16 protein-coding genes are annotated in these 20,317 nt (G+C 63.9%); 13 read left to right on the plus strand and 3 right to left on the minus strand.

What is annotated here, in order from left to right:
- Nucleotides 1-75: 75 nt before the first annotated feature.
- Nucleotides 76-2,331, plus strand: a complete 2,256-nt coding sequence (locus ACJRPG_RS13140; protein WP_408000543.1) for a coiled-coil domain-containing protein — start codon at nucleotides 76-78, stop codon at nucleotides 2,329-2,331.
- 7 nt (nucleotides 2,332-2,338) lie between these two features.
- Here ACJRPG_RS13140 and ACJRPG_RS13145 read toward each other — a convergent pair whose 3' ends face one another.
- The gene (locus tag ACJRPG_RS13145) at nucleotides 2,339-3,223 is read right to left on the minus strand and encodes a hypothetical protein (RefSeq protein WP_408000808.1); all 885 of its coding nucleotides are present in this window, start codon (nucleotides 3,221-3,223) and stop codon (nucleotides 2,339-2,341) included.
- Here ACJRPG_RS13145 and ACJRPG_RS13150 point away from each other — a divergent pair.
- The 4 genes from ACJRPG_RS13150 to ACJRPG_RS13165 all read left to right on the plus strand — a co-directional run bounded on the left by ACJRPG_RS13150 (nucleotide 3,108) and on the right by ACJRPG_RS13165 (nucleotide 9,119).
- On the plus strand, nucleotides 3,108-3,794 hold the full coding sequence (locus tag ACJRPG_RS13150; protein ID WP_408000804.1) for a M15 family metallopeptidase: 687 nt from the start codon (nucleotides 3,108-3,110) through the stop codon (nucleotides 3,792-3,794). The genes ACJRPG_RS13145 and ACJRPG_RS13150 overlap by 116 nt on opposite strands.
- A gap of 73 nt (nucleotides 3,795-3,867) precedes the next feature.
- Nucleotides 3,868-7,446, plus strand: coding sequence for a type VI secretion system membrane subunit TssM (gene tssM / locus ACJRPG_RS13155; protein WP_408000544.1), 3,579 nt, complete (start codon nucleotides 3,868-3,870; stop codon nucleotides 7,444-7,446).
- Nucleotides 7,443-8,360, plus strand: a complete 918-nt coding sequence (tagF, locus tag ACJRPG_RS13160) for a type VI secretion system-associated protein TagF (RefSeq protein ID WP_408000545.1) — start codon at nucleotides 7,443-7,445, stop codon at nucleotides 8,358-8,360. Before tssM ends, tagF begins: the two co-directional genes overlap by 4 nt.
- 12 nt (nucleotides 8,361-8,372) lie before the next feature.
- Entirely contained in the window at nucleotides 8,373-9,119 is a 747-nt protein-coding gene (locus ACJRPG_RS13165; protein ID WP_408000546.1) for an OmpA family protein, read from the plus strand.
- Here the strand turns inward: ACJRPG_RS13165 and icmH are convergent, their stop codons facing one another.
- The gene (icmH, locus tag ACJRPG_RS13170) at nucleotides 9,120-9,896 is read right to left on the minus strand and encodes a type IVB secretion system protein IcmH/DotU (protein ID WP_408000547.1); all 777 of its coding nucleotides are present in this window, start codon (nucleotides 9,894-9,896) and stop codon (nucleotides 9,120-9,122) included.
- On the minus strand, nucleotides 9,893-11,233 hold the full coding sequence (gene tssK, locus ACJRPG_RS13175; protein ID WP_408000548.1) for a type VI secretion system baseplate subunit TssK: 1,341 nt from the start codon (nucleotides 11,231-11,233) through the stop codon (nucleotides 9,893-9,895). The genes icmH and tssK overlap by 4 nt, the downstream gene beginning before the upstream one ends.
- A 163-nt stretch (nucleotides 11,234-11,396) precedes the next feature.
- On the opposite strand from tssK, the gene ACJRPG_RS13180 reads away from it, so the two are divergent.
- The 8 genes from ACJRPG_RS13180 to ACJRPG_RS13215 all read left to right on the plus strand — a co-directional run bounded on the left by ACJRPG_RS13180 (nucleotide 11,397) and on the right by ACJRPG_RS13215 (nucleotide 20,302).
- On the plus strand, nucleotides 11,397-11,972 hold the full coding sequence (locus tag ACJRPG_RS13180; protein ID WP_408000549.1) for a hypothetical protein: 576 nt from the start codon (nucleotides 11,397-11,399) through the stop codon (nucleotides 11,970-11,972).
- A gap of 8 nt (nucleotides 11,973-11,980) precedes the next feature.
- Nucleotides 11,981-12,487: a type VI secretion system contractile sheath small subunit gene (gene tssB, locus ACJRPG_RS13185; protein WP_408000550.1), complete on the plus strand. Its 507-nt coding sequence runs from the start codon at nucleotides 11,981-11,983 to the stop codon at nucleotides 12,485-12,487.
- Between the two features lies 1 nt (nucleotide 12,488).
- A complete protein-coding gene (gene tssC / locus ACJRPG_RS13190) occupies nucleotides 12,489-13,967 on the plus strand; it encodes a type VI secretion system contractile sheath large subunit (RefSeq protein WP_408000551.1) in 1,479 nt (492 codons plus the stop codon).
- A 28-nt stretch (nucleotides 13,968-13,995) separates the two neighbouring features.
- Nucleotides 13,996-14,487: an Hcp family type VI secretion system effector gene (locus tag ACJRPG_RS13195; RefSeq protein ID WP_408000552.1), complete on the plus strand. Its 492-nt coding sequence runs from the start codon at nucleotides 13,996-13,998 to the stop codon at nucleotides 14,485-14,487.
- A 59-nt stretch (nucleotides 14,488-14,546) separates the two neighbouring features.
- Nucleotides 14,547-14,987: a type VI secretion system baseplate subunit TssE gene (tssE, locus tag ACJRPG_RS13200; RefSeq protein WP_408000553.1), complete on the plus strand. Its 441-nt coding sequence runs from the start codon at nucleotides 14,547-14,549 to the stop codon at nucleotides 14,985-14,987.
- Nucleotides 14,984-17,572, plus strand: coding sequence for a type VI secretion system ATPase TssH (gene tssH, locus ACJRPG_RS13205; protein ID WP_408000554.1), 2,589 nt, complete (start codon nucleotides 14,984-14,986; stop codon nucleotides 17,570-17,572). Before tssE ends, tssH begins: the two co-directional genes overlap by 4 nt.
- Nucleotides 17,569-18,585, plus strand: a complete 1,017-nt coding sequence (gene tssA, locus ACJRPG_RS13210; protein ID WP_408000555.1) for a type VI secretion system protein TssA — start codon at nucleotides 17,569-17,571, stop codon at nucleotides 18,583-18,585. Before tssH ends, tssA begins: the two co-directional genes overlap by 4 nt.
- Nucleotides 18,586-18,658: 73 nt before the next feature.
- Entirely contained in the window at nucleotides 18,659-20,302 is a 1,644-nt protein-coding gene (locus ACJRPG_RS13215; protein ID WP_408000556.1) for a methyl-accepting chemotaxis protein, read from the plus strand.
- Nucleotides 20,303-20,317: the final 15 nt, after the last annotated feature.

The raw sequence follows: 20,317 nt of genomic DNA on the forward strand, positions 1-20,317 counted from the left end.
CGCCTGAAATGGCAATACCCCGCTTGATAATGGCAACTCGGAAATCCCGATTACCTTGTCAAAGCGAGAACTGTCATGCAAGCACAACTGGCCAAAAACCTCGACGCCGAATTCGTATCCGACGATGCGCCGGAGCTGCTGCATGCAGCCGAAGGCGGCGAGATCGCCAAACCTGACCGTGCCGAAGCCGAGATGAAGGCAATCAAGCAGGCCATCGCCCGCGTTGAAGCGGAAGCGAAAGCCGCCTGCGCCGCCGAGAGCCGCGCCAACGCCGAAGCCCGTGCCCGCGCACTGGCCGAAGACCGCGCCGCCATGGATGCTGCCGCCGCCGCCGTCGCGCTGCAGAACGCGCAGGCCGCCGAAGAAGCTATTTCCGCCAACCGCGAACGCCTGGAAAGCCTGCGCGCCGCCGCCCAGGCCAGCGTGGCCCGCCTGGAAGCGGTGAAACAGGAAACCGCCGAGTTGCGTGCCCGCGTGGAAGCCGATACCCAGATCCGCCTCGCCGCCGAACAGCGTGCGAAAGCCGAAGAAGAAAACCGCCGCGCCGCAGCCGAACAGATGGCCACCGAAGCCGAACTGGCAGCGCAGGCAGCGCGCGCCGCTGAAGAACTGGTGGCGCAAACCGAACAGGCCCGTCTGCAGGCAGCCGAACGTGCCGCCGCCGTGCAGGCGGCGAAAGAGGAACTGGTGGGTGTGGCCAGCGCCGACGCGCGCATGGCCACGCTGGCGCGTGAACGCGAACGCCACGCCTACGGCGCCCGCCAGACCGCCCAGCAGCTGGCGCAGGCCGAAGCGGAAGCGCTCGAAGTGGCCCGCCAGCGCGAACTGGCAGACCGCGTGGCGCTGGAATCCGCCTTCAACCGCGCCGCCGCCGAAGTGCGCGCACTGGAAGAGGCCCGTGCGCTGGCGCACCTGGAGCAGGAACGCGAACAGATCGCCCTGGCCAAGGCCGAATCCGACCGCAGCGCCGCCATGTCGCTGCACCTGCGCCTGCAAACCGAAAAGGAAATCCGCGACGCCGCCGCCCAGCGCGAGCGCCTGGAAGCCATGGCTGCCACCACCGCACAGGCACGCCGCGAAGCCGACGCCCGCATTCTCGCCGCCACCGAAGCGCGCATCGAGTCCGACCGCCAGCTGCACGCGGTAGCGCTGGCCCGTGTGGAGGCGGAACAGCAAGCCGAATTCGAAACCCACGCCAAGGTGGAAGCTGAAACCGCCGCGCTGGAACAGGCCAAGCTGCGCCAGCAATCCGAGCAGGCCGCCGCCGAAGCCGCGCGTGCCGACAGCCTCGAACAGCAGCGTGCCGCGCAACTGGCCGAAGAACGCGCCGCACTGTCGCGCGCCGCCGCCGAACTGGCAGCCGCCGCCAACGAGGCTGAACAAGCCGAGATCAAGGCCATGGCCGCCCACGTTGACGCGCTGGAAGCCGCGAATGCCCTGGCCCAGGAAAAAGCTGCGCAAGCGGCCCAGCTGGTGGAAGCCGAACGCGCCCGCGCCGAAGCAGAGCAGTCCGCAATCGCCGCCCTCAAGCTGCGCCTGGACGAAGAAGAGCGCGCGCTCATCGTCGCCCAGCAGCGCGCCGCCGCCGAATTTGAACAGGCCGAAGCCATGCAGCGCAAATCGATGGCCGACGAAAAACTGCAGCAAGCCGCACAAGCGGAAGCCGCCGCGCTGAACGCCATCGCCGCCCAAGTGGAAGTGGAAGCCGAACAGAAAGCGCTGGCCGCACAAGCCTCCGCAGCGCAAGCCCGCCTGGCGATTGAACTGAGCGAAGTGCACAAGGAACGCGCCCGCGCCGAACAGGAGAAAGCTGCTGCGGCCGAAGAACTGCTGGCCGCGGAACGCGAATTCATTGAAGCCGAACGCGCATCGCTGGCGCTGATCGACCAGAAGCTCGCGCAGCAGCGCGCGACCAACGCCGCCGAAGTGCGCGCCGCGCAAGCGATTGAGGCCCGTCTCGAATCCGAGAAGGCCATTGCCGCTGCCGCCCGCGAAAAAGCCGAAGCCGAAGCTTCCAAGCTGGCCGGCCAGAAAGAACTGGTGGAAATCGCCCAGGCCCACGCCATGATGCAGCGTAAAGTCGCCGACACCACGCAAGCCATGGTGCAGGCCAAGACCAAGCTGCTGGCGCTGGAAACCCGCCGCCAGGGTGCTGTTGCGAAAGCACTGGCCGCAGTCGAAGAAAAAGCCGCCGCCATCGCCACCGACGAAGCACATGGTTTCGCCGCCGCGCTGGCCGAAGCACAGCAGGAACGTCAATCCGAAACCATGGCGCGTGACGTCATCGGCCGCCTGAAAGAAACCGCAACCGCCGTTTGGCGCGCCCGCTGATCAGGTTTTAACGCGCACTGCACGGCGCTTCGCTCCTGGCGGCGCCACTGCAGATGCGCGCTTCACACAACTCCCCCTCGGTTCCACCCAGGCGGCGGCAACGCTGCACCAGCGAGGCGGTGCTCGCTCCGCTGTATCGTTCGACGATATCCTTGTCGCTGATACTGCCATGCGCAACCAGGGCCGCAAGCAAGGCGATGTCCCTGTCTTCCGGCGCCGCGCCGTGCGGCGGTGCACCGCGCTTCATCTGGCGCGGAATGCGCATTGCTGGTGTGGATGGCTGCTGCGCGGCCGGTGTGTTTGCCTTGGCCGGTGCTGCCTGCGCTGGCTCGTTGATAATCGCCGCTGCCGTTTCGGGCTGCGGCTCCGCCGGGCTTTCGTATATGGTTGCAGGGCTGGCGTTCGCTGGAGGCCGCACCGCGCGCTGAGTACCGCGCGGCGCCATCCAAAGTGCGGCGCCAACTATCGCGAGCGCCGCGAATGCCATGCATGCGGCGCGCAGCGCCGGGACCGGAACGCTCCGCGATCGCGTGCTTTGATCCAGGCTGGCCAGAATCCCTGTCTTCTCCTCCTGCCGGTTTGATCGCGCCACATCAACCTCCATCCGCTTTGATTTGATCGCATTCGTGCCGGGAAAGCCCGGCCTACGATTACGGTGATGCTGCCGCTCGCCAGTGTGCAGCGCCTTATTGCATCGCGCCTTGATGGAGCTCACCATGCTGATCTTTATGATGGTTTTGCTGTTTTCAACCGTTTGCGTGGCCGCCTGGTCGCTCCTGTTCCCGGACGGGCGCACTGCATTGATTACTGCACTGGCAGGTTTCTTCCACTGCCCGCCATTGTTGCGGCGGCGCTGGCCCTGGATGTTCGGAGCAGTTGCATTAATCGTCATACCACCAGTCGCTGTGCTGCTGGCCACGGGAGAAATGCGGCTGCCGGTCCCGGTGCCGCAGGCCGGTCCCGTCAACGAGCAGATTGCCGAAGCGCTGCGGGGAGAACAGCTTGCCGCCCCTGCCGCGCTCCCACCCGAGGTTTTCACCACCGCCGAGGTACAGCAGCAGCGTCCCCTGCTGGCGAATGCGAACCGGGACTGGGCGCTGCTTGAAGCGGAGTTCGCACAGCGTTTGCTGCGGGTGTTCCAGGTGATGCGCGAACGGCATGGCTACCAGATGGTGCTGCTGGAGGGCTTCCGCAGTCCTGAGCGGCAGAACCAGCTGGCGGATATGGGCAGCCATGTGACGGCAGCGCGCGCCTTCCAGAGCTATCACCAGCATGGACTGGCCGCCGATTGCGCTTTCGTCCGGGCAGGGCTCGTCATCATCAGCGAAAACGATCCCTGGGCCATGCGTGGCTATGAACTCTTTGGCCGCGTGGCTGGCGATGCGGGCCTTACCTGGGGCGGCAACTGGGCGATGCGCGATTTCGGCCACGCGGAACTGCGTAAGCCTGCCGAGCGTCGTTGAGCTCTGTCAACAGCGAGGCATAAGCTTGGTGGCACCATCATCCGACCGCCTAAACGCCTCGGAGAACGATCCCATGCTTCGTCGATTCTGGCTGTTTATCACCGATACCCGCAAGCTGGCACTGCTCGGCGTATGCATCATGGCCACAGTTTTCCTTGTGGGCGCTGAACTGCTGGAGATTGCCTTGTCCTGGGCTCTCACTGCCATTGCTGCACTGTTCGTTGTCGCAGCCCTGGTATGGGCCGGGCGCCGCTGGCGGGCGACGCGCCGGGCGCGGCTCCTCGAAGCCGAAATCACCGCACCGGACAAGGAGCCGAACCAGCACGATATGGCGGTGGTACGCGATGGCATGCTGAAGGCTATTGCGACGATCAAGGGCTCCCGGCTGGGCATTGTGGCCGGGAAGCGTGCACTCTACGAGCTCCCCTGGCTGGTCGTCATCGGCAACCCGGCGGCGGGTAAAAGCAGTGCCATCATGCATTCAGGCCTGCAGTTCCCCTTCGCCGACAAAGTGGTGCAGGGCATTGGCGGCACCCGGAATTGCGACTGGTTCTTTACGTCGGAAGGTATCCTGCTCGATACGGCGGGCCGCTACGCCGTGGAGGATGAGCACCGGCCGGAGTGGCACGGTTTTCTTGATCTGCTCAGGAAGTACCGTTCACGGGCGCCGGTCAATGGCATTGTGATCGCCGTCAGCATTGCGGAACTCCGCGCCGACGACGCCGATGCGGCAATGCGCCTCGCCCGCAGCCTGCGTAAACGTGTGCAGGACCTGATCGAAAGGCTGCAGATCTTCGCGCCGGTCTATGTCATGTTCACCAAGGCCGACCTGATTGCAGGCTTCACGGACTTCTTCGCGCCCTTTGAGCAGAGTGAGCGCGAACGTATTTGGGGCGCTACCATGCCATACCGGCGCAAGGCCGGCTGCAAGGACGTACTGGACTTCTTCGACAGCGCTTTCGATGGTTTGCAGGAAGGGCTCAAGGAAACCGGCATCGCGAACCTGATGCAGCCGCACCGCGCACATTCAGCGATACCGCCCGGCGTATTTACCTTCCCGCTCGAATTTTCCGCACTGCGGGTGCCGCTGCGCGCCTTCCTCGCGGTGCTGTTTGAAGACAATCCTTACCAGTTCAAACCCCTGTTCAGGGGCTTCTACTTCACCAGTGCGCTGCAGGAGGGCGAGGCGCCATGCGTCCAGTCGCGCCGTGTGGCCGATCGCTTCGCCCTGGAGCTGGCGGCCGACGGCCCGGCTGCGCAGAACCAGCACAGCTACTTCCTGCTGGACTTGTTCCGGAAAGTGCTGTTCGAAGACCAGCACCTTGTGTCGCAGTACTCGAGCCGGCGCTCCGTACGCCTGCAGTATGCCGGCCTGCTGTGCGGCGTGCTCCTTCTCGGCGGGCTGCTTGCCGGCTGGACCTGGTCCTACCTGGGCAACCGCGAGCTGATCGCCGGAGTACGGGCAGACGTCGGCAAGGCAGCACAATTGCAGAAAGGCCGGGTGGACCTGCAATCGCGGCTGGAAGCCCTGGTGATCATGCAGGACCGGCTTGAACAGCTGCAGGACTACCGCAGTGAGCGGCCGTGGGCACTGCGGTTCGGACTGTATCAGGGCGCAGAACTGGAGCAGAAACTGCGTGCGGAATATCTCAGCGGCATGCGCGAGGTGATGCTGCTGCCCGTCGCCGCGTCGCTGGAGACGCAACTGCACGCGCTTACGCCAGATAGCGCAGCTGCCGCCGAAGAGGGCTACAACGCGCTGAAGACCTACCTGATGCTGGCCGAACCTGCGCGCGCGGAACAGGGCCAGTTGAACGACCAGCTAAGCCGCCATTGGCGCCGCTGGCTGGAGGCGAACCGCGGCGCCATGCCGCGCGAGCAGCTGATCCGCAGCGCGGAGCGGCTGATGACCTTCTATGCCGCCCAGGCCGGTGCACCGGATATGCCGCATGTCGACAACAAGCTGGCGCTGGTGGAGGCTGCGCGGGAGAAGTTGCGCCAGGCGGCGAACGGCATGCCGGCACGCGAACGGGTGTACAGCGAGATCCGCGCGCGCGCCAATACGCGCTTCCCATCAATGACGGTGGCAAGAATTGTCGGCGAGCAAGACCGCGATCTGCTGACCGGCAGCCACGCCGTGCCGGGCGCTTTTACGCGCGAAGCATGGGAGGGCTTCGTCCAGCGTGCTATCGCGGATGCTGCATCGAGGGAAACGCAGAGCGCCGATTGGGTGCTCAAGACCGCGGGCAAGGAAGACCTGACCCTGAGCGGCAGCCCGCAGCAGATTCAGGCCGCACTGACCGATATGTACAAGGCTGACTACGCGCGCGAATGGCAGAGGTTCTTGCAGGGCGTGTCGGTACACGAAATGAAAGGCTTCAGTGAGGCCGTGAAGGCGATGAACCGGCTCGGCGATCCGCAGCTGTCACCGCTGGCGAAAGTGCTGCAGGCGATACATACGCAAACCGCCTGGGACAATCCTTCCATTGCCAACGCTCAAATGCAGCAGGCGCAGGCGGGCTTCATCAACTGGTTCAAGTCCCGCGTGCTGCGCATCACGCCGCCCGTGAACGTCAACATACAGCTGGATTCAGGAAAATTTGATAAGCCGATGGGCCCCGTGGGCCGCGAGTTCTCGGCGCTGGCAAAGCTGGTCGGCAGCGGGCAGCCCGGCCTGATGCAGTCCTACCTGGAGGCTTTGTCGCGCCTGCGCGGCCGCCTCAATACGCTGCGCAACCAGGGCGATCCCGGACCGGGCGCGCGCCAGTTCATGCAGCAGACGCTGGAGGGCCACGGCTCGGAGCTGGCGGACGCCCTGCGGCTGGTGGACGAACAGATGATGGCCGGGATGAGTGACAGCCAGCGGCAGGCGATCCGGCCCATCCTGGTGCGGCCCCTGATGCAGGTGTTCGCCGTTATCGTGCGCCCGGCCGAAGCGGAACTGAACAAGACCTGGCTGGCGCAGGTCTATGAACCCTTCCAGCGTTCGCTGGCGCAGAAATTCCCCTTCGACGGCAGTGCGCGGGTGGAAGCGAGTGCGGCCGAGATTGCGCAGATATTCGGCCCTGCAGGCGCCGTCGCGAAATTCGCGGATGCGGCGCTTGGGCCGCTGGTGGTGCGGCGCGGCGATGTTGTCACGCCGCGCACCTGGGGCGATATGGGCATTACGCTGCAGCCCGCGGCATTGCGCCAGTTTCCGGCGTGGATGTCGCCCGACGGCGTCAGCGCGCAGGCGGGCAGCCAGACGGTGTTCCAGATCCTGCCCGGTGCGGCGAGCAATGCGCAGGAATACACGCTGGAGATCGATGGCCAGCTGCTGCGTCACCGCAATGCCGCCGCGCAGTGGACGAATATGACGCATCCGGGACCGAACGGCGCGGCAGGGGCGCGCATCAGCGCTATTGGCATGGACGGCCGCAGCATCGACCTGTTCAACGAGGCGGGCGAGGGCGGACTGGGGAGAATGATCGAAGCGGCGGCAAAGACGCGAAAGGACGGCGGCATGCATGAGCTGAAGTGGAGCGGAGGCGGCGTGACGGTAAGCGTTGCGCTGCGCATCATCAGCAGTCCTGCGTCCGAACCGGATAGGGCACGGGAGCCAGGTTTCCGCAATATGCGGCTGCCGGAGAGCATTGCAGGAGGCGCGCCATGAAGCCCGACCAGCTGCTCCGCGTCGCTTATTTTGGCAAGCTCCCGTCGCGGCCGGATTTTGTGAAAGGCGGCGACCATCACCAGCTGAGTGCCTTGCTGGACGAGTGGATCGCGGCCACCATGGCCGCACTGGCGGCGAATCCGCGCTGGAAACAGCACTACGACGCCTTCGAGCCGATGGACTTTGCCTTTGTCGGTCCGCGCAGCGCCCACGCCATTGCGGGCCACCTGCGCACCAGTTCGGACCAGTCGCTGCGGCGTTTCCCCTTCGTTTTGATGACGGTGATCGAAGTGGACTGCCGCAAGCGCCTGCTGTCCGATTATCCGCAGCTGTTCTCGGCATTCTGGGACGATGCCAGCCGGGCGGCGGCCCTCAGCCGCGAGCTGGCGGCAGCGCTGGCGGTATCCGGCAGTGCCCCGGAAGCGGCGCCCGACCTGGCTGCGCTGGAGCAACTGCTGGGCGCAGGCGGGCGGCGCTTCAGTGTGCGCGGCATCATGATGGGCATTGGCCTGCTGCTGCAGCCTTTCCGCTGGAGCGGTTCCCAGCGCCTGGACCGCAGCATCGTGCTACCGCTGCCGCAGGAGCCGGCGGCGCAGAACGGCACGGCGGCTTTCTGGCTGTCTCTGATTGCGCCCTTTGTGCGGGATGCGGAGGTGGAGCTTGCCCTGTTCCTGACGCGCCGCGGCGGGCGGCCGGTGCTGGCCGTGAGTTTTTCGGGTGCGTCGCCATCCGCGCTGCAGGCAATGATTGATCCTGAATTCGCAGCGCAGCACCAGATTACCTTTGACGATACGGCCTGGGTTGACGAGATGATCCGGCAGGACGGCGCGGTGCTGCGCCTGGGGGCCTGCCTGGAGCAGGGCAGCCTGTCGCTGCAGGCCGCCCGCCAGGTTTTCCTTGACACTTTTGCCTGAAACGGAGGCCATATGCGCTCATGCCTGCTGCTCCTGATGTTTGCGTGCTGCCTGTGCCATGCACAGCCTGGAGAGAAGGTCGTGGCCAGCGGCGTGGTGCCGGATGAGGCGAGCAAGGCGATGCTGCTGGCACGCCTGCGCGAACTCTATGGCGCCGGGCGGGTTGTCGACCAGATCTCGATCGGCAATGTGGTGCTGCCGGCGAGCTGGAGCGCCAGCGTACAGAACCTGATTCAGCCGAATCTCAAGGTGATCTCGAAGGGCCAGTTGTCGGTGGAAGGGAACAGCGTCGGTATCCGCGGCGAGGTCGCCAACGAGGCGCAGCGCCAGCAGATTGCGAGCGACATGGCTGCGGTGCTGAATCCAAGCTACGTGGTGCGCAACGGTCTGCGCGTGGGCGGAAGCCAGCAGCTGCTGGACGCGGCGCTGGGCAAGCGGATTATCGAGTTTGAAACGGCGCAGGCGGTGCTCAGGCCTTCCGGCCAGAAGATACTTGACGAGATGGTGCTTGCACTGGGCAAGGTGAAGGGGCGCAAGGTGGAAGTCATCGGTCACACCGACAATACCGGTGCAAGGGAAGGCAACCTGGGCCTCAGTCTGGCGCGCGCGGAGGCGGTGCGCACTTACCTGATCCAGCGCGGCGTCATGCCCGACATGATCAGCGTGGCAGGCTTCGGGCCGGACCGGCCCGTTGCGGAGAATGCGAGCGATGAAGGCCGCGCACGGAACCGGCGTATCGAGTTCCGCATTGCGGACTAGTTATGGCAGCGTGAGGTAGAAGCTGGCCGCCCTCGGCGGCAGCTTCACGATGCCGTCATAAGCGGCGAGGCCGGCCTGGGCCTCCCGCGCGAGCGAGGCCCGCAAGCCGCCAAATACGCCAAGACTGACCAGCAGGAACAGGGCGCCCAGTGTCCACAGCGGCGTGGTGCTGCGCAGGCGGTGTACGATCTGGTCCGGCCGGGCCGCCTGCGGCGCAAAGCCCTTGCTCTTGCCCTTGATATGCGCAATCTCGTCGCCCAGGCGAGCGGTCAGGTAGGCCAGCCGGTCCGCGCCGTCCAGGGCGTACTTGCCGCGGAAGCCCAGCAGCAGGCACAGATGGAATACCTGGAGCGCCTGCAGCCGGGCAGTGGCCTTGCTGCGCAAGGTCTCCAGCCGGTCGAAGAAGTGTTCGCCAGCCAGCTGGTCGCCAAAGATCTCCAGCTGCAGCGGCCTGCGCTCCCATGCCGAGCGTATCTCGAAATCCGACATCAGGATGATTTCGTCGAGCGCCGCGCACCAGGCGTATTTCGCCGCATCGATATCTTCACCGTGGGCGTGCAAGCCGCGCGCCTCGCGCTCGAACCCATGCAGGAAAGCTGTCACGTTTTCCTTGAAATGGCCGATTTCCGGAGGCCGTGCACCACGCTTCAGCAGGAACAGCAGGTGGAAGCCTTCCTGCATCAGGTCCAGCAGGGAATGGACGCGGGCCCTGTCCGCCCCCGTGGGCTGGTCGCCGAACAGGGCGGGCGCCGCGCGGCGTTCAACCCGGGCATTCATGCTGTCACCGCCAGCAGTTCGAGCCGCAGGTCGCGTATGCCGGCGGGCACGTAGACCGATATCGACTGCGCCTTCAGCATCTGTTCATACAGCACGCCGCGTGCTTCCAGCGCAAAGTAGCAGGTCTCCGGCCGCAGCGGGATGGCGGCAGGCACCTGCGCGGCGTGCACCAGGCGTACGCCGGGCATCGCCGACAGCACGCATTTTTCTACGTCGTCCGGAGCGCCGGCCTTGACGCGCAAGGGCACCGCCTCGATCAGCTCCAGCAGCGGCATGGCGGCGCTCAGCGCCAGGTAAAGCGTCGTGTTGCCATCGATTTTTCCGGAATCGAGCTTGCCGAGATGGTAGCAGGGCTTCTCCTCGCTTAGCGCAATAGCGAAATAGCGGGCCGATATCACGGTGTCGAGCAGGTCGCGGATAACGCTGTCGAGCTCTTCGAAGCCGGGACCCGGATCGCCGTGTTCGTAGGCCGGAAGGCTGGCGAGATGATAGCTGCGGGAATAGGTCATCAGCGACCCCGCCAGCGTCAGCATGGTTTCGAACAGCCGTTCCGGATGCAGCCCAGGATGGCGAAGGTAGTGCAGCAGTGTGGCGGCGGAAGTGCTGACGGAGTGCAGCAGCCAGAACGCCGAGACGTCGCCGGAGCGGAACTCGATCACATTGCGGCTCGGCTCCCGCATATGGCCTTGCAGCGCATTGGTCTTGGCCTGCAGCGCATCCATCAGCTGCTCCAGGCGCTGCTGCAGCCACGGCGAGCTGCCGATGGTAAGGCATGGCGCGAGGAAGTGCGCGTCCATTTCGAAGCCGCCGGACACAGAACGGCGCAGCCTTGCCACAGGCAGGCACTCGAAGCTGCCGCGCGGCTCAAGCTGCGACAGCAGGCGCGGCGTCTTGCGCAGGTAGGTCAGCTCCGTGCTGGCGGCGCTGGTGAACAGGTCCGGCGTGTCCGCTTCATCGCGCACGTAGCGGCAGGCAGCCGGGGAATCGCCGGGAAGGTTGCTGGCGTCGCGCGTCAGGGCGGGCAAGGCGAGATGGAAGGTCAGTTCCTGCACATCCGGTGGCAGCGCAGCGAGATCGATGGGCGGAGGCAGCGCATCGGCGGCGGGCGCGTCGATCACTTCGCCATCGCGCAATACCGCGTTCACCCGGTGCACGCGCAGGACATTATTCCGCAGGCCCGCATGGTCCCACTCGATGCCGAGCAGTCCCCATGGCCAGGGATGCAGTGCGTGCACCACGCGCTGCAGCCTTGTCTCGTGATAGTAGTCCTGCTGCTGGAAGTGTTGCGGCCGGAGGAAAAGCCCTTCGGACCAGAGTACCTTTGCGGGGAATCCCATATTCTCACCGGTTCAATGGTTTGTGCGGATGTCCATTAAACCGAAGCAGCTCGCCGCTGCATTTGCGGCGACGCAAGCGCGGCATGCTGTTTTGTTCCAACGCAACAGCTCCCTGTGGCATCGCTTCAATAATGGCCTCCATTCATTCGCAGGGGAGGGTTCGATGAAACGATCAGTGATTGGAACGTGCATTTGCGCTTTGCTGCTGAGCGCTTGCGCGACGGACGCGCCGGTGCAGCGTGTGGAGAAGATGGTCAAGATAACGCTGGAACAGCACCTCGCGGAGGCGGAACGCAATGCTGCCAGCGGCCAGAAGGAAAAGGCCATCGCCGGCCTGCGCGCCGCGGCGGAAGCGTATCCGGCCGAGAAGTCGCCATGGCTGCAGATGGCGCAGATGGAGTTCGAGCGTGGCAGCTACGGCGATGCGATCGGCCATGCTCTGGAAGCGCTGGAGCGTGATCCGGCCGACCGCCAGGGCAACAGCATCGTGGCGGTCAGCGGCCTGCGCCTGTCGACAAAGGCGCTGGCTGACCTGAGCCTGCAGAATAACCTGGGCGGCAACCTGAAAACCGAAGCGCAGGAACTGGCGAACCTGCTGCGCGTAAGCCTTGGCGAAGAAATCCTGGTACCGCAGCCTGCACGCAAGGCGCCGGTACGCAAGGCTGCCGGCGGCGCAGCCGTACGCAAGGCAGCGCCCGGCCAGGGCGGCGGCAGCGATCCGTTCAGCGCACTCAAATAGGAGGGACCATGGCGAACAAGGACAGTGTTCAGAAACGCCTGACCAAGGTGCGCGCGCCACGGGTGCAGATGACCTATGACGTCGAAATTGGCGACGCAATGGAAAACAAGGAGCTGCCGTTCGTGCTTGGCGTGGTCGGCGATTTCGGCGGCAGCCCGGACGCCGAGCGTAAACGCCTCAAGGACCGTAAATTTGTCAGCATTGATAACGGCAATTTCGATGAAGTGCTGGCGGGCGTGGCGCCAGCCGCGCGCTTCCAGGTCGATAACCGGCTTTCAGGCGAGGGACAGTTGGGCGTGGAACTGCAGTTCACGTCCATGGACGACTTCCGCCCCGAAGCGATCGTGCGCCAGGTGGCTCCGCTCAGCAAACTGCTGGATGCGCGCACCAAGCTCGCCGACCTGCGCAACAAGCTGGCCGGAAACGAGAAGCTGGAAGACCTGCTAGCCGAAGTCCTGCAGAACACGGACAGCCTGGCGGGCCTGCAGCGCAAACACAGTACCGGGGAGGCCTGACATGTCGGCGCAACTGCAAGCTTTGCAAACCCCGCTGGCCGAACCGGACATGCTGGACCAGATCGTCGAACGCAGCAAGGTCGCGCGCTCCGATGTCGAGCATGAAAGGGCGCGCGATATCATCGCCGAGCTGGTGGACCAGGTGCTGGTCGGCAGCGTTACCATATCCGGCAATCTGTCCGCCACGCTGGACGCGCGCGTGGCTGAAATCGACCGGCTGATTTCGAACCAGCTGAGCACCATCATGCATGCCCCCGAGTTCCAGAAGCTGGAACAGAGCTGGACCGGCCTGCACTACCTGGTGCGCAGCAGCGCAACCGGCCAGAACCTCCAGGTGCGCATGCTGAATGCCACCAAGCGTGAACTCGTCCGCGATTTTCAGAGTGCGCTGGAGTTCGACCAGAGTTCGATCTTCAAGAAGGTCTATGAGGAAGAATTCGGCACCTTCGGCGGCGCTCCGTATACTGCGCTGATCGGCGACTTCGAAATTTCACGCCAGCCGGAAGACATGTACTTCATCGAGCAGATGTCGCATGTGGCCGCAGCGGCGCATGCGCCCTTTATCTCGGCGGCGTCGCCTGAGCTGTTCGGCCTGGAGGGCTACGCCGACCTTGGCAAGCCGCGTGACCTGGCCAAGGTGCTCGATACCGTTGAATACGCAAAATGGAAGTCTTTCCGCGATTCCGAAGACGCGCGCTATGTGGGGCTGACCTTGCCGCGTTTCCTGGGCCGGCTGCCATTCAATCCGGTGGACGGCACCACGGTGGAAGGCTTCACCTTCATCGAGGAGGTGGATGGCACGGACCACCAGAAATACCTGTGGTGCAATGCTGCCTACGCATTCGGTGCACGCCTGAGCAAGGCCTTCGAGGAATTCGGCTGGTGCGCCGCCATCCGTGGCGTGGAAGGCGGCGGCCTGGTGGACAACCTGCCGACCCATACCTTCAAGACCGATGAAGGCGAGATCGCGCTGAAGTGCCCTACCGAAGTGGCGATCACCGACCGCCGCGAGAAGGAGCTGAGCGACCTGGGTTTCATTCCACTGGTGCACTGCAAGAACACCGCCTATGCCGCCTTCTTCGGCGCGCAGTCGGCGCAGAAGCCGCGCCGCTACAGCTCGGAGGCGGCCAACGCCAATGCCGTCCTGTCCGCGCAGCTGCAGTACATCTTTGCGGTATCGCGCATTGCCCATTATATGAAGGCGATGATGCGCGACAAGGTCGGCAGCTTCAATGCTGCCTCCAATGTCGAAGACTTCCTGAACCGCTGGCTGATGAAGTATGTACTGCTGGACGATAACGCGAGCCAGCAGCAGAAGGCTCAGTTCCCGCTGCGCGAGGCTTCCGTTCAGGTGCACGAGGTGGCAGGGCGGCCTGGCGTGTTTCGCGCCGTGAGCTTCCTGCGCCCCCATTTCCAGCTCGACGAACTTACCGTTTCCCTCCGTCTGGTCGCGGAGCTGCCGCAAACGACCAACCGCTGATACCAACACCACTTTAGAGGAGCAAGCAATGGCAATTGACGTCTACCTGCAAATCGATGGCATCAAGGGTGAATCCAATGACGACCGTCACAAGGACTGGATCGAATGCAAATCGGTCAGCTGGGCTGTGGAGCAGCCGCGTTCCGCCACGGCCTCCACCGGCGGCGGCCATACGGCGGAACGCTGTGAGCATCGCGATATCGTGGTGTCCAAACTGGCGGACCTGTCCTCGCCCATCCTGCTGCAAACCTGTTCGGCCGGGCGCACCATTCCAAAAGCGAAGTTCGAGTTCATGCGCGCCGACGCGCAAGGTGAACGCGTGAAGTACTTCGAGATCGAAGTGGAGAATGTGCTGATCAGCGCCGTGGCGCCGAATGTGGAAGAAGGCGACATCCTCACCGAGCAGGTCGGCCTCAAGTTCTCCAAGGTGCGCTGGCGCTATACGCAACAGAAAATCTCGGGCGGCGCCGGCGGCAATACTTCCGGCGGCTGGGACTTGTCGGCCAACCGCGTCGCCTGATACCAGGCCGCATCGACGCCGCAGCTGGCTGCGGCGTTTTCTTTTCCGGAGCCTGCATCTTGCAAATACATGCCGGTTTGCTGGACCGCCTGCTGGGCTATGCAGGCAGTCCGGGTGAAATCAGGGACGCCATCCTGCGCGACCTTGAAGACCTGCTGAATACCCGCGTCGCCATGCCTGCGGACGCCTTTCAGGCTTATCCCCTGTGCGCGGCCTCCCTGTTCAATTACGGGGTTCCCGATTTCGCAGGCATCAGCATACGCAGCATGGAAGACCGTAACCGCGTCTGCACCCTGCTGCGCACCGCCATCGAAAGACATGAGCCGCGCCTGACCAGGGTACAGGCGCGCATCGTCGAGGAGCCCGGAACAGTGAACCGCATCCGTTTCGCGATCAGCGGGACCCTCACCTTGCCGTCGCTGCAGGAAACCATCGATTTCGACGCAGTACTGCAGCCATCCACCTTGCACTATTCAATCAAGCGCGGAGCCAAAGCATGACAGCCAACCTGAAATCGCTGATCGAGAAACTGAACGAACCTTGCCGCATTGCCGCCAGCCGCGCGGCCAACCTGTGCATGGCGATGGGACATTACGAGATAGAGATCGAGCATCTTTTCCTCGCCTTGCTGGAACAGGAGCGGAGCGACCTGCCCGTGATTGCCCGCCGCTCCGGCATCAGTATCGAACTGCTGGATAACGCGCTGCGCGCGGAGCTGCAGAAACTAAAATGCGGCAATGCCAGGGTGCCGGTGTTCGCGCACCATATACCGCTGCTGCTGGAACAGGCATGGCTGCTGGCTTCATTGGCGCCAGTGCATCCGCAGCGCATCCGTAGCGCGCAGCTGCTGCTTGCCTTGCTGACGGAGCCGGAACTGGCGCAGCTTGCGGAACGCAGCACTCCCATGTTCGGCCGCTTTCCCCTGCATGAACTCAAGCACAGGATGGAACGCTGTACCGAAGGCTCCATCGAATCCGGATCTGCGCCTGCCACGACGGCGCCGGTGCAGAACGAGGCGACGCCGGCGCTGGATCTGTATACCGTCGACCTGACGCGCCAGGCATGCGAGGGAAAGCTCGATCCCGTGATCGGCAGGGACAAGGAAATCCGCCAGATAGTGGATGTGCTGATGCGCCGCCGCCAGAACAATCCCATTCTCACGGGCGACGCCGGCGTAGGGAAGACCGCTGTCGTGGAAGGCCTGGCCCTGCGCGTGGCTGCCGGAGATGTGCCTGATGCATTGCGCGGTATTGCGATCCGTGCGCTGGACATGGCCCAGCTGCAGGCCGGGGCAAGTGTGAAAGGGGAGTACGAGCAGCGCCTGAAGTCGGTGATTGCCGAGGTAGGAAAAAGTCTGCAGCCCATCGTGCTGTTCATCGATGAAGCCCATATGATGATTGGCGCCGGAGGTGCGGCTGGCCAGAACGACGCCGCCAACCTGCTGAAACCTGCGCTGGCGCGCGGGGAGCTGCGTACGATTGCGGCCACCACCTGGAGCGAGTACAAGAAGTACTTCGAGAAGGACGCGGCGCTGGCGCGGCGCTTCCAGGTAGTAAAGGTGGAGGAACCTGACGAGGAAACGGCCTGCGCGATGCTGCGCGCCATGGTGCCGCTGATGGAAAAGCACTTCGGCATCCGCATACGGCCCGACGCCGTCACTGAAGCGGTGCATCTGTCGCGCCGCTATATCAGCGGGCGCCAGCTCCCGGACAAAGCTGTCAGCGTGCTGGATACCGCCTGCGCACGCGTCGCGCTCGCGCAGGGCAGCGCACCGGCGGAACTGGAAGATGCGGCACAGCGCATGGGCCGGATCGAGGCAGAGATATGCGCGCTGGAACGCGATGAGCGCGATTATGGTACCTCATCTGCTGCCGTCGCATTACTGCGCGCGCAGCGCGGGGAAGCGCACAGGCTGCACGCAGGGCTGGCAGAACGCTGGCAGCGCGAAAAGCATATCGCCGATGAGATCCGGCGTTTGCGCGGCCTGGAACAGCCGCCGTCGCAGCCGCTGCGGGATCTGGAAAGGGAACTCGCCCAGATGCAGGGCAACACGCCGCTGATGCAGCTTGACGTTGACGGCGCCACGGTGGCCGGCATTGTCTCCGGCTGGACCGGAATTCCGCTCGGCAGGCTGCAGCACAACGATATTGCCGCGATACTGGCGCTGGAAGACCAGCTTGCGGAGCGCGTGATCGGCCAGCCGCGCGCCATGGCGAGCATTGCGCAGCGCCTGCGTACCGGCAGTGCAAAACTGGAAGACCCGGGCAAGCCGAAAGCCGTATTCCTGCTCGCCGGACCATCCGGCGTGGGCAAGACGCAGACGGCGCTTGCGCTGGCCGACCTTCTTTACGGCGGCGAACACAAGCTAATCACGATCAATATGTCCGAGTACCAGGAAGCGCACAGCGTGGCGGTCCTGAAGGGATCGCCGCCTGGCTATGTGGGCTATGGCGAAGGCGGAGTCTTGACGGAAGCCGTGCGGCGCAATCCCTACTGCGTATTGCTGCTGGATGAAATCGAGAAGGCGCATCCCGCTGTCGTGGAACTGCTCTACCAGGCGCTGGACCGGGGCATGATGGAAGATGCCGAAGGGCAGTTGATCGACTTCCGCAACGTGGTCGTCATTGCCACTTGCAACACGGGTTCGGGGGCCATCATGCAGGCTTGCCTGAACAAGGAAGCGGAAGAACTGCCTACGCCGGACGACCTGCAGGAGCTGATACGGCCGCAGTTGATGAAGCATTTCCGTCCCGCCTTTATCGGCCGCGTGCAGGTGCTGCCTTACTACCCGGTCAGCGCTGCGGCGCTGCGGCAGATCATTGCGCTGAAGCTGCAGCGCGTTGCCGTGCGCATCGCCGATGCACACAAGGTGGACTTCCGCTGGCAGGCATCGCTGGAAGAAGCGATCCTTGCCCGTTGCACGGAGGCGGATTCCGGCGCACGCAATGTCGACAACATCATCAACGGCCAGTTGCTGCCCGAAATCGCAAGGCTGGTGCTGGCGCGGATCGCCGAAGGCCGTGCGCTGTCTTCGTTGGAGGCAAGCGAGAAGGACAACGCACTCCATATTGAGGAGCTGCCATGATCGATATCGAACGCCTGCTGCTGCCGGTCAGTGTGCTGCAGGAGTGCGGCAGCGACCTCGCATTCACGGCGGAAGTGGATGAAATCGCACGCGCGCGCCAGCATGACGATCCCACGCTGGACCAGGGAGAATGGACCACTGCGCTGAAAGAGGCCGACTGGCATTTCGTCGCGAAGCGCTGCGAGGAGCTGATCCAGACGCGCAGCAAGGACTTGCAGCTCGCCGTCTGGCTGACGGAAGCGCTGGCGCTCACGCGCCAGTTCCGCGGCGCCGGGGAAGGCTTCGCGCTGCTCGCCGCCCTCATCGAACGCTACTGGGAAGGCCTGTATCCTCTCCCCGAAGCGGATGACCACGAGCGCCGGATCGGCAACCTGTTCTGGCTCGCCGCGCGTGCCGTGGGATTTCTCAAGCTGATTCCCGTAACGGAAGACGGCACCGTTTCGTTGGCCGATTTCGATGCTGCGCGGCAAAGAAACAACACTGCACGCAATCCGTCAGAGTCGTCCTGGCCTGTACAAAGCAGTTCGGAACTTCCCGATATTGCTCAACTGGATGCGCATCGCCGCGCGAATTCCGCTCACTTCAACGAGTGCCTGCTAGCCGACACTCGCTACTGTCTGGATTCCCTGGAGCAACTGGAGGCGGCCATCGATGCGCGGCTCGGAGGCGACGGCCCCGGCTTTGGCGCTGCGCGCGCGATATTACAAAACGTTATCGACTTTGTCGTTTTGCTCATCCCAAACGACGGTATAGCGTCATCGGAATCGTTACCACTGCCGGAGAAGGCGAGTGGCGGGCTGCGCAACCGGCAGGAGGCTTTGCTTCAGTTACGAAGGATTGCAGAGTTTTTCCGCCAGACCGAGCCGCATAGTCCGGTCGCCTACCTGGTGGACAAAGCGGCCGTCTGGGGCGATATGCCATTGCACATTTGGCTGCGCAGTGTGGTCAAGGATCCGGCGATGGCAAGCTGTCTGGACGAGTTGCTGGGCGTGCCGCCTGCTAATACTGGATAAAGCTCTACTTGCTTTCTCCTGCTGTTCGGCTCAGACTGAAGCTACATCAGGAATACAACTATAAGGAGAAACCATGAAACACCTGCGCATTGGCATGCGGCTTGGACTGGGTTTCGCTTCCGTTCTGGCGTTATTGGCTGTACTCACCATCGTGGGCGTGATGCGGATGCAGAGCGCCAGCGAGATGACGGAGAGCCTGGTTACGGAACGCGTCCACAAAGAGCGTCTCATGGCGGAGTGGAACAAGATCATCGAAGTCAATGCGGCGCGCGCCAGCGCTGCGATCATGGCGCCGTCGGCGGAGGAGCAGAAGGCGATTGAGGAAACGATGGCCGGCTCGTCGAAGCGCGCAACCCAGATCCAGGATGAACTGGGCAAAACGCTGGAAGACGAACGCTCGCAGTCCGAGCACAAGGCCATTCTTGCGGCGCGCAAGGCCTATCTCGATGTGCGCAAGGCCGTGCTGAAGGCGAAGAGCGAGGGCAATCTGGAGGAGAGCCGCCGCCTGTTCACCACCGATATGGAAACGCGCAAGAACACCTACCTTGCCGCGCTGGCCACGCTGCTGAAAACGCAGCAAACGCTGCTCGACGACACTGCAGCGGACATCCAGAGCAATTACCGCAGCGGCCGCAATATGCTCATTGCGCTTGGCCTGTGTGCGCTGGCATTGGGTGTGGTGCTCGCGTGGTGGATTACGCATACCATCACCGCGCCGATCCACGAAGCGGTGCGCGTCGCGGAGACTGTTTCTTCGGGCGATCTGACCAGCGAGATCCACGTGATGAGCACCGATGAAACGGGGCAGTTGATGTCCGCGCTGAAGAATATGAATTCGAACCTGGTAACAATCGTCGGCCAGGTGCGCAGCGGAACCGACACCATTGCCACGGCTTCCTGCGAGATTGCGGCGGGCAACCTGGACCTGTCTTCGCGCACCGAGGAGCAGGCCAGTTCGCTGCAGCAGACCGCATCGTCCATGGAGGAGCTCACGTCCACGGTGCGCGTGAATGCAGACAATGCGCGGCAGGCCAACCAGCTGGCGATCAACGCTGCCGATATCGCCAGCCGTGGCGGCGCCGTGGTGTCCGAGGTGGTGAGCACCATGGGCTCCATCAATGAATCGTCGCGCAAGATCGTGGACATTATTTCCGTCATCGATGGCATCGCCTTCCAGACCAATATCCTGGCGCTGAATGCGGCCGTGGAAGCCGCGCGTGCGGGCGAGCAGGGACGCGGCTTTGCCGTGGTGGCCTCCGAGGTGCGCAACCTGGCGCAGCGTTCGGCCAGCGCAGCCAAGGAGATCAAGGCGCTGATCGACGATTCGGTACACAAGGTGGAGGCGGGGTCGGCGCTGGTGGACAAGGCCGGAACAACGATGGGCGAGATCGTGGACGCAATCAGCCGCGTCACCAGCATCATGACGCAGATTGCGGATGCCAGCGAAGAGCAGCAGAAGGGCATTGAACAGGTGAATATGGCCATCACCCAGATGGACCAGGTCACGCAGCAGAATGCCGCGCTGGTGGAGGAAGCGGCCGCCGCCGCAGCTTCGATGCAGGACCAGTCCTCGCGCCTGGCGGAAGCAGTAAGCCTGTTCAAGCTGGATATGGCGCAGATGGCGACCAGTACGGCCGCACAGCATGCCTCGCAACGTACGGCGCTGGTGCGTACGCCGACGCGGCGGCGCGAAGTGGAGGAGCTGGAGGAGTTCTGAGCATATCCGGCGCTA

Source organism: Pseudoduganella rhizocola (assembly GCF_045984285.3).
GTDB lineage: Bacteria > Pseudomonadota > Gammaproteobacteria > Burkholderiales > Burkholderiaceae_D > Rugamonas.